The sequence below is a fragment of the Falsiroseomonas stagni DSM 19981 genome, from assembly GCF_900114315.1.
Classification (GTDB): domain Bacteria; phylum Pseudomonadota; class Alphaproteobacteria; order Acetobacterales; family Acetobacteraceae; genus Falsiroseomonas; species Falsiroseomonas stagni.
This window is the reverse complement of the sequence record NZ_FOSQ01000025.1, coordinates 22658-29733: the sequence shown is the minus strand read 5'-3', so window position 1 is coordinate 29733 and position 7076 is coordinate 22658. Positions and strand designations below refer to the sequence as shown.

General features: G+C 72.0%; 11 protein-coding genes. 9 read left to right on the top strand and 2 right to left on the bottom strand.

The genetic code is table 11. The features are described 5' to 3' along the window. Positions 1–127: 127 nt before the first annotated feature. From BM041_RS28785 to BM041_RS28760, 6 genes are read left to right on the top strand one after another with little or no spacing between them, the layout of a single operon-like run. A complete protein-coding gene (locus BM041_RS28785) occupies positions 128–760 on the top strand; it encodes a hypothetical protein (RefSeq protein ID WP_092963393.1) in 633 nt (210 codons plus the stop codon). Continuing rightward, positions 757–1065 carry a head-tail joining protein gene (locus BM041_RS28780; protein WP_092963391.1) on the top strand — a complete coding sequence of 103 codons (309 nt, stop codon included), beginning with the start codon at positions 757–759 and terminating at the stop codon, positions 1063–1065. Before BM041_RS28785 ends, BM041_RS28780 begins: the two co-directional genes overlap by 4 nt. A gap of 10 nt (positions 1066–1075) precedes the next feature. After that, on the top strand, positions 1076–1375 hold the full coding sequence (locus BM041_RS28775) for a hypothetical protein (protein WP_092963389.1): 300 nt from the start codon (positions 1076–1078) through the stop codon (positions 1373–1375). Between the two features lie 3 nt (positions 1376–1378). After that, positions 1379–2104, top strand: coding sequence for a DUF6441 family protein (locus tag BM041_RS28770; RefSeq protein WP_092963387.1), 726 nt, complete (start codon positions 1379–1381; stop codon positions 2102–2104). Beyond that, positions 2101–2547 (top strand): hypothetical protein, encoded by a 447-nt coding sequence (locus BM041_RS28765; RefSeq protein ID WP_092963385.1) that lies wholly within the window; start codon positions 2101–2103, stop codon positions 2545–2547. Before BM041_RS28770 ends, BM041_RS28765 begins: the two co-directional genes overlap by 4 nt. Positions 2548–2568: 21 nt before the next feature. Further along, a complete protein-coding gene (locus BM041_RS28760) occupies positions 2569–3522 on the top strand; it encodes a phage tail tube protein (RefSeq protein WP_092963383.1) in 954 nt (317 codons plus the stop codon). On the opposite strand, the gene BM041_RS28755 is transcribed toward BM041_RS28760, so the two are convergent. Together BM041_RS28755 and BM041_RS28750 are read right to left on the bottom strand one after the other, a co-directional pair. Further along, entirely contained in the window at positions 3523–3861 is a 339-nt protein-coding gene (locus tag BM041_RS28755) for a type II toxin-antitoxin system RelE/ParE family toxin (protein WP_092963381.1), read from the bottom strand. Next, positions 3858–4169 (bottom strand): type II toxin-antitoxin system ParD family antitoxin, encoded by a 312-nt coding sequence (locus BM041_RS28750; protein WP_245762306.1) that lies wholly within the window; start codon positions 4167–4169, stop codon positions 3858–3860. Before BM041_RS28750 ends, BM041_RS28755 begins: the two co-directional genes overlap by 4 nt. 25 nt (positions 4170–4194) lie before the next feature. On the opposite strand from BM041_RS28750, the gene BM041_RS28745 reads away from it, so the two are divergent. From BM041_RS28745 to BM041_RS28740, 3 genes are all read left to right on the top strand, one after another. After that, entirely contained in the window at positions 4195–4572 is a 378-nt protein-coding gene (locus BM041_RS28745; protein WP_092963379.1) for a hypothetical protein, read from the top strand. 164 nt (positions 4573–4736) lie between these two features. Next, on the top strand, positions 4737–4889 hold the full coding sequence (locus tag BM041_RS30865; RefSeq protein ID WP_175534237.1) for a hypothetical protein: 153 nt from the start codon (positions 4737–4739) through the stop codon (positions 4887–4889). A 29-nt stretch (positions 4890–4918) separates the two neighbouring features. Beyond that, the gene (locus BM041_RS28740; RefSeq protein WP_092963377.1) at positions 4919–7075 is read left to right on the top strand and encodes a tape measure protein; all 2157 of its coding nucleotides are present in this window, start codon (positions 4919–4921) and stop codon (positions 7073–7075) included. Position 7076: the final 1 nt, after the last annotated feature.

The window sequence follows — 7076 nt, the reverse complement described above, 5'->3', positions numbered from 1 at the left end:
CCACCACCGCGACCGGCAATTTCCAGGTCGGCATCGCCACCCTGGCCGCGCTCGCCGCGGACACCACCGTCCGGGTGTGGCTGAACCGCGTGCCGGCGATCGGCACGTGAGCCCGGACCCCAAGGCAATGGATCCCAAGACCACGCGAGGCTACCGAAACCGGAACCCGGGGAACATCGAGCACGTCCCCGCCAACAAGTGGCAGGGGCTTGCCGATCCGCCCTCGGATGGGCGCTTCTGCCGCTTCACCAGCCATGAGTTCGGCATCCGCGCGCTGGCGGCGCTGCTGGTCACCCACCAGGACCGGCACAAGCTCCGCACCCCGCGCGCGATCATCGAGCGCTGGGCGCCCAAGGTGGAGAACGACACCGCTGCCTATGTGGCGGTGGTGGCACGGCGGATCGGCGTCGGGCCGGACGATGCGATCGATCTCCACATCCACGCGCATCTGCGTCCGCTGGTCGAGGCCATCATCCACCACGAATGCGCGGGGCTGAGCTATCAGGCCGCGGTGATCGATCGGGCGTTGACGCTCGCCGGCGTGCCACCGGCGCCGCCGGTGACGCTGCGGGAGGTCGCGGCTGCAACGGGCACCGGCCGCGGTGCCGTGCTGGTGGGCGCCGCGGGCATCGCCACCGCCGTGGCGCAGGCCGCCCCCGCCATCCAGGCGCTCGGCACGCTGGCGGCGGCCGTCGCCATCGCGGTCATCGTCGCCGCGGTGGTGGGCGTGCTCGCCTGGCGGCTGCGGCGGCCAGCGTGAGCGCTTTCGCCGCGGCCATGGACGCGCTGACCGCGGATCCGAACATCGGCACGGATGCGAGCTATCGCGCGGGCGGGACCGGAGCTCCGGTCCTGCTTCGCGTGGTCCGCTCGGCGCCGGACCGGCTTGGCGACGCCTTCGGCACCAGCGTCATCCAGGCCTCGGACGTCCTGACCGTCGCAATCGCCGTGCTGCCCGCGGTCGTGGCCGACGACACTTTCACGCTCGGCGCCGACACTCTGACCGTCCAGCACGCCGAGCGCGACGCGGCCGGCATCGCCTGGCGCGTCTTCTGCCGCCGATAGGAGCACCGCCATGATCGACCCCGAACGCATCGGCGGCATTGTCGGCGAGGCGCTGCTCGCCGGCGCCCTGGGTGCGCTCGGAGCGATGGCACGCTTCTCCTCCACCGACCGGCCACTGCTGACCCGCGCCTATCTGCTGCACGCACTGGCCGGCGGCAGCCTCGGCACCGGCGCCTGGCTGATCGCCCATGCCTTCGAGCTCGACGGCTGGTGGCTGTTCGCCGTGGCGTGGCTGGCCGGCACGCTGGGCTATGCCGCGCTGCACGACCTGCTGCTGCGGATCCTCAGCCGCAAATTTGGCGGGCGCTGATCCATGCGCCTCGGCGCCGCCATCGTCGGCGATCTGCGCAAGGTGCTGGCGGATGAGGTGCGCGCGGGGGAGCGCGCGGCCATGACCGCGATCCGGGCCGAGACCGAGCAGGTGAAGGCCGAGCTGCGCCGGCAGGTGACCACCGCCTTCTCGGGCAACGCGCGGGGCATTGCCAATGCCTGGCGGTCGATGATCTTCCCGCGGACCGGGCAGTCGCTGCGGCCGGCCGGGCTGGTCTTCACCAAGGTGCCGAACGTCATCGACGCCTTCGAGCGCGGCGCGCTGATCCGCGCCAAGGGCGGCAGGAAGTTCCTCGCGATCCCGACCGGCTTCAACGCGGCCAGGGGACGGCGAGGCCGCGGTGAGAAGGGCATGCGGGTCACGCCCGCGCAGATGGTCGCCTCCGGCCAGGCCTTCCTCCGGCCGTTCAAGTCGGGCCGCGGCTTCGTGTGGTGTCTGCCGCTGCGGCAAGGCGAGCAGACCGGGCGGCGACGCCGCACCCGGCTGGTGGCAGGCGGCGTGGCGGAAGTCGGCACCGCAAATCGCAAGGGCCGCGAGGCCTGGGCGCGCGGGCTGCTGGAACAGGGGATGGTGCCGATGTTCCTGCTGCTGCCCCAGGTGAAGCTCGCCAAGCGGCTGGACGTGCGGGGTGCGGCTGAGCGTGGGCTGCGCCGGCTGCCGGGGCGCTTCGTCGCCGCCTGGGAGCGCGAGAGCGGCAGGGCCGCGTGAGCGCGCGCGAGACTGCCATCGCGGCGCTGCACAGCCGGCTGGTCGAGTCGCTGGCCCTCCGGAACCCCGCGCCGGTCGTGCTCCGCGGGGAGACCGTCCCGCAGCGCATTCCCGCCGGTGGACTGGTGGTCGTCCGCGACGGCGAGACGGTGGAGGAGACCCCGATCCTCTCGCCGCTGGCCTGGCAGGTTGAGCATCGCGCAGAAGTCGAGATCACCGTCGCCGGCGCCACACCCGCCGCACGCAACACGCTGCTCGATGCGCTGCTGGTCGACGTCGCCGCAGCCATTACCGCCAACCGCACGCTCGGCGGCGCCGTCGAATGGGCGCAGCCCGGCAGCCCCGCGTTCGAGGATGTCGAGTTCGAGGGTGCCGCCGCGGCCCGCGCTGCCGCCATCCCCGTCACGCTTTGGTTCACCGTCGCCGGCTCGCCGCTGGCCTGATCCCTTTCCCGGAGAAAGCCCATGCCCCGTGCCATCGGCGCGAACTGCCGCCTGCTCATGCTGCCCGAGACCACCTACGGCACCGCGCCCGGCAGCAACTGGCGGCGCATGCCGTTCCTGTCCTGTGATCTGGGCGCCGAGCAGCCGCTGCTCGATGCCGATGTTATCGGGGTCGGTAGCAACCGCGATCCCGCGGCACCCTTCCTCGACACGGTGACGGTCGCCGGCCAGGCGGTGGTGCCGGTCGATCTGGTCAACATCGGCCACTGGTTGCGGCTGCGGCTCGGCACGCCGACCACCACCGGCACGACCAACTTCATCCACACTTTCGCCTCGGGCGCGGCCGCACTGCCGAGCAACGCGATGGAGATCGGTTATCCCGACGTGCCGTCCTTCGACGTCTGCACCGGCGTGCGCGCCGACACGCTGGAGATGGACTTCACGCCGACCGGCGCGGCGACTGCGACCTTCGGACTGCTCGGCCAGGGCTCGGTGCGCACGGGTGCGACGTCAGGCGGCACGCCGACCAGCGCGTCCTACACGGCCTTCAACAAGGCGCAGGGATCCATCACGCGCAGCGGCTCGGCACTGGCTCAGGTCACCGGCGCGCGGCTCACCTACGCCAACGGCATGGAGGCAGTGCGCACCATTCGCGCCGATCGCCGTGTCGAGGGCGTGGATCCCGGCATCGCGCGCTGCACGGGCCAGATCACCGTGCGCTTCGAGAATACCACGCTGCTGGCACAGGCGCAGGCGGGCACCTCTGCGGAATTCGCCATGGCCTTCACCATCGATGCGAACCGCAGCCTGACTATCACGCTGCACGAGGTGTATCTGGCGCTGGCCAAGACCCCGATCGAAGGGCCGGCGGGCGTTGAGGCGAGCTTCGATTTCCGGGCGGCGTTCAACGCGACGGCGACGCGGATGATGACGGCGGTGCTGCGGAACCAGCAGGCTGGGACGGAGTACGCGTGATCAGCTGCTCTCACCGGACAGGTCCGCCAGCAGCACAGCGAGGTCCTGCGATGCATGAACGACCCGCAGAATGCGCGGTGGGTTTTGGCCCGGCTCGTAGACGAGCAGATACGGAAAGCGCCGCAGCACGAAAAAGCGAAATCGCTCGGGCGCGAATTCAGTGCGGACGGGCCCAATCATCGGATGCTCGCCGATGGCCTTCGCCGCCTGGTTCGCCGTGATCCGTAGCCGATCTGCTGCGGCAGGGTCTTCCCGGACAATCCAGCCAACTGCCGCTCGGAGGTCAGCCAGCGCCTCGCGCGTGAACCTGGCCGCGGCCGGCCTTCGGGCCGGACTCAAGCGCGCTGCTTGGCCGCGGCGATCACAGCCTTCAGGTCAGCATCCACCTCTTCAGCAGAGAGCGTGCCCTCACGGTCCGCGCGCTCGCTGACGTCGCATAGCATCGCGACGAACCGTTCACGACGTTCCTCGGCCTCCTGCATGAGGCGCACGGCGTGGCGCATGACCTCGCTCGCGCTGGCAAAGCGGCCTGAGGCCACGCGCGCCTCGATAAACTGCTGTTGCTCCGGCGTCAGGCTGACATTGGGCACCGCACATCCTCCTTCGACACCTATGGCCAACTTGGCCATCGCGGGGTCGTAGGTCAAGGCCAACCCTCCAGGAGACCCCTCCATGCTCACCCTCGACCTTCCCGCAGAACCCTACTGGCTCGATCTCCCCCGCGGCGTCCGCGTGGAAATCCGTCCCGTCACCACCGCCGTCATGGCCGCGGCCCAGGCCGGCTCAGCCCGCCGCCTCGGCGCGCTGCGATCCGCGGAGACCGACCTCGACCCCGACATGGCCCGCGGCCTGGCCTTCGCGTTTCTGGTGAAGGCACTCGCGCGCCACGCCGTTACCGCCTGGGAGGGCGTTGGCGACGCCGCCGGTAAGCCGCTGCCGCTTTCCCCCGAGGCCGTCGAGCGGTTGATGGATATGGACGAGATGGCCGCCGCCTTCTGGGACCGCGCAACCGGCCCCGTCGCCGCCGTGGCCCTGGAGGGAAACGGCTGAGGGCCCGGGCCGAATGGCACTTCGGCCAGGGCCCTGACTACTGCCGCGGCTGCGGGGCGCTCGATCGCGACTGCGGTCTCGCCTGCCCCTACGCCGCCCACGCGCCGGCCAGCGTCGAGGGTGCCGCCGTCTGGGCCGCCGGCACCACCTGTGCCGCGGCGACGATGACCGGGCTCGACCTCGACATGCCGGCCGCACTCGCCACTGCCCGCGAGATGGGCGCCACCGGCTGGGCCGTGGCCGAACTGCTGCTCGCCATGCGCATGGGCCTCGCCGCCGGCAGCGCCGCGCGCCGCACGGATCCCCCCGGGCCCTGACCACCACACTGTCGCAGGAGGCGTGACGCATGGCGGATAGCACGCGCCGCGTCTCGGTCCGGCTATCGCTGGACGATGCCGCCCGGGTCAAGCAGGAGCTGCGCGAGGTCGGCGAGACCGGCCAGCGCTCCCTGGAGCGCATCCAGGGCGGCGCCGATCGTGCCTCCCGCGCGCTGGACCTGCTCGACGTCGCCGTGCGCGGCATGCAGATCGCCGGCCTCGCCGCCGGCTTGCGTGCCGTGGTCGTGGCCGGCGACGCGCTCACCCAGTCCATGGGGCGGCTGAACACCGCGCTGGGTTCGGTCGAGCGCGCTGGCGAGATCTACGACCGGCTGTACCGCGACAGCCTGCAGACCGGCGTCGCCGTGCGCGAGAGCGTCGACGCCTTCGCCCGGTTCTCGATTGCGGCGCGCGAGATCGGCGCCACCTCCGACCAGGTCGCCACCCTGGTCGGCGGGCTGCAGCGCATTGCCATCGCCTCCGGTGCCAGCCAGCAGGAGATCGCCTCCTCCACCCAGCAGCTGGCCCAGGCGCTGGCCTCGGGCACGCTGCAGGGCGATGAGCTGCGCTCCATCCTGGAAGGCCTGCCCACGCTGGCGCAGGCGCTGGCGCGGGAGCTCGGCGTCTCCATCGGCGAGCTGCGCAAGCTGGGCTCCGAGGGCAAGCTCACCGCCGATACGGTCTTTCCCGCGCTGCTGCGCGCCGTCGAGCGGCTCAATGGCGAATTCGAGCGCGCCCCGCTCTCGGTCGGCCGCGCCTTCGGGCAGCTGACGGCCGCCGCCGACCAGTTCCTCGCCCGACTGGACCAGGCCATCGGCCTGTCCAACGCCCTGGCCCGCGCGCTCTCTGGTGCCGCCCGCGTGCTGGACGGCGTGCGCCGCGGTTCCGGTCTGCTGCTGCCCTCCGAGCAGGAGGCCGACCGCCGCGCCCAGGCCGAGGCGCTGCGTGCCCAGATCGCCCGCCTCGAGGCGGAGAATGACGGCCGCGACAGCCTGCGCTCGCAGGCGCGCCGCGGCAGCATCCGCGGCGGCCTGGTCGGAACCGCGCAGCAGCAGGCCGGCGTGGATCGCGCCGCGCGGCTGGAGGAACTGCGCCGGCAGTACCAGGAACTGCAGGAGGAGATCACCCGCGGCGAGGCGGCCGCCGGTGAGCGCCAGCGCACGGAGCAGGAGGCTGCGGCTGGCCAGGCCGCCGAGGCTCGCCGGCGTCGCACGGCCGCCGACGCCGAGGAACTGCGCAAGGCGCTCGACGATCGCTTCCGGATCAACAGCGAATACGACGACCGCGTCCGCCGCCTGCGCGAGGCCGAGGCCGCGGGCGGCATCACCGCCGCCGATCGCACCCGCCTTGAGACCCTGGCGCTCCGCGAACGCGACGAGGCGCTGCGCCGCATCGAGGGCACCACCCGCCGCGTGGCTGCCATCCCGCGCCCCGACCGCGAGGCCGAGCGCGAGATCAACGACATCATCCGCGAGCGCGAGCGGCTGATCCAGAACAACGAGAACGCCCAGGAACGCTACACCCGCCGCCTGGAAACCCTCGGCCGGCTGGTGGAGCGCTCCGAGCGCATCGGCCAGCCCATCCCGGACGAGACGGTCTCGCGCGAGGCCAATGCCGCGCTGGAGGAGTTGGAGCGCAGCCAGCAGCGCGTGCAGCAGGCGACCGAGCGCACCAGCAACACGGCGCGTGAGCTGGGCCTGACCTTCTCGTCGGCTTTCGAGGACGCGATCATCAAGGGCGAGAGTTTCTCGAAGGTGCTGCAGGGCATCCTGCAGGATATCGCGCGCATCGTCGTCCGCCGCACCATCACCGAACCGCTCGGCACGGCGGTCACCTCCAGCCTGGCCGGCTTTGACTTCGGCTCGATCTTTTCGGGGATCGGCTCGGCGCTGGGCGGGCTGTTCCGCGCCGAGGGCGGGCCGGTGGCGGGTGGGCAGCCCTACATCGTCGGCGAGCGTGGGCCAGAGTGGTTCGTGCCGAACCGGAGCGGCACCGTGCTGCCGAACGGCATGGCGCCGGGCGGCCCCGTGATCAACCAGAGCATCACCATCGATGCGCGCGGCGCCGATGCCGGCGTCGAGGCACGGCTGCGCGTGCTGTCGGCGCAGATCGTGCGCCAGGCGAGTGCCGCCACGCTGGACGCCATCCGCCGCGGCGGCAGCGCCACCTCGATCGTGCGGGGATAGA

Bases quoted from the DNA above. Each gene is read 5' to 3' on its own strand.
- BM041_RS28785 (WP_092963393.1), top strand. From the start codon at position 128: ATGGATCCCAAGACCACGCGAGGCTACCGAAACCGGAACCCGGGGAAC.
- BM041_RS28775 (WP_092963389.1), top strand. From the start codon at position 1,076: ATGATCGACCCCGAACGCATCGGCGGCATTGTCGGCGAGGCGCTGCTC.
- BM041_RS28770 (WP_092963387.1), top strand. From the start codon at position 1,379: ATGCGCCTCGGCGCCGCCATCGTCGGCGATCTGCGCAAGGTGCTGGCG.
- BM041_RS28760 (WP_092963383.1), top strand. From the start codon at position 2,569: ATGCCCCGTGCCATCGGCGCGAACTGCCGCCTGCTCATGCTGCCCGAG.
- BM041_RS28745 (WP_092963379.1), top strand. From the start codon at position 4,195: ATGCTCACCCTCGACCTTCCCGCAGAACCCTACTGGCTCGATCTCCCC.
- BM041_RS30865 (WP_175534237.1), top strand. From the start codon at position 4,737: ATGACCGGGCTCGACCTCGACATGCCGGCCGCACTCGCCACTGCCCGC.
- BM041_RS28740 (WP_092963377.1), top strand. From the start codon at position 4,919: ATGGCGGATAGCACGCGCCGCGTCTCGGTCCGGCTATCGCTGGACGAT.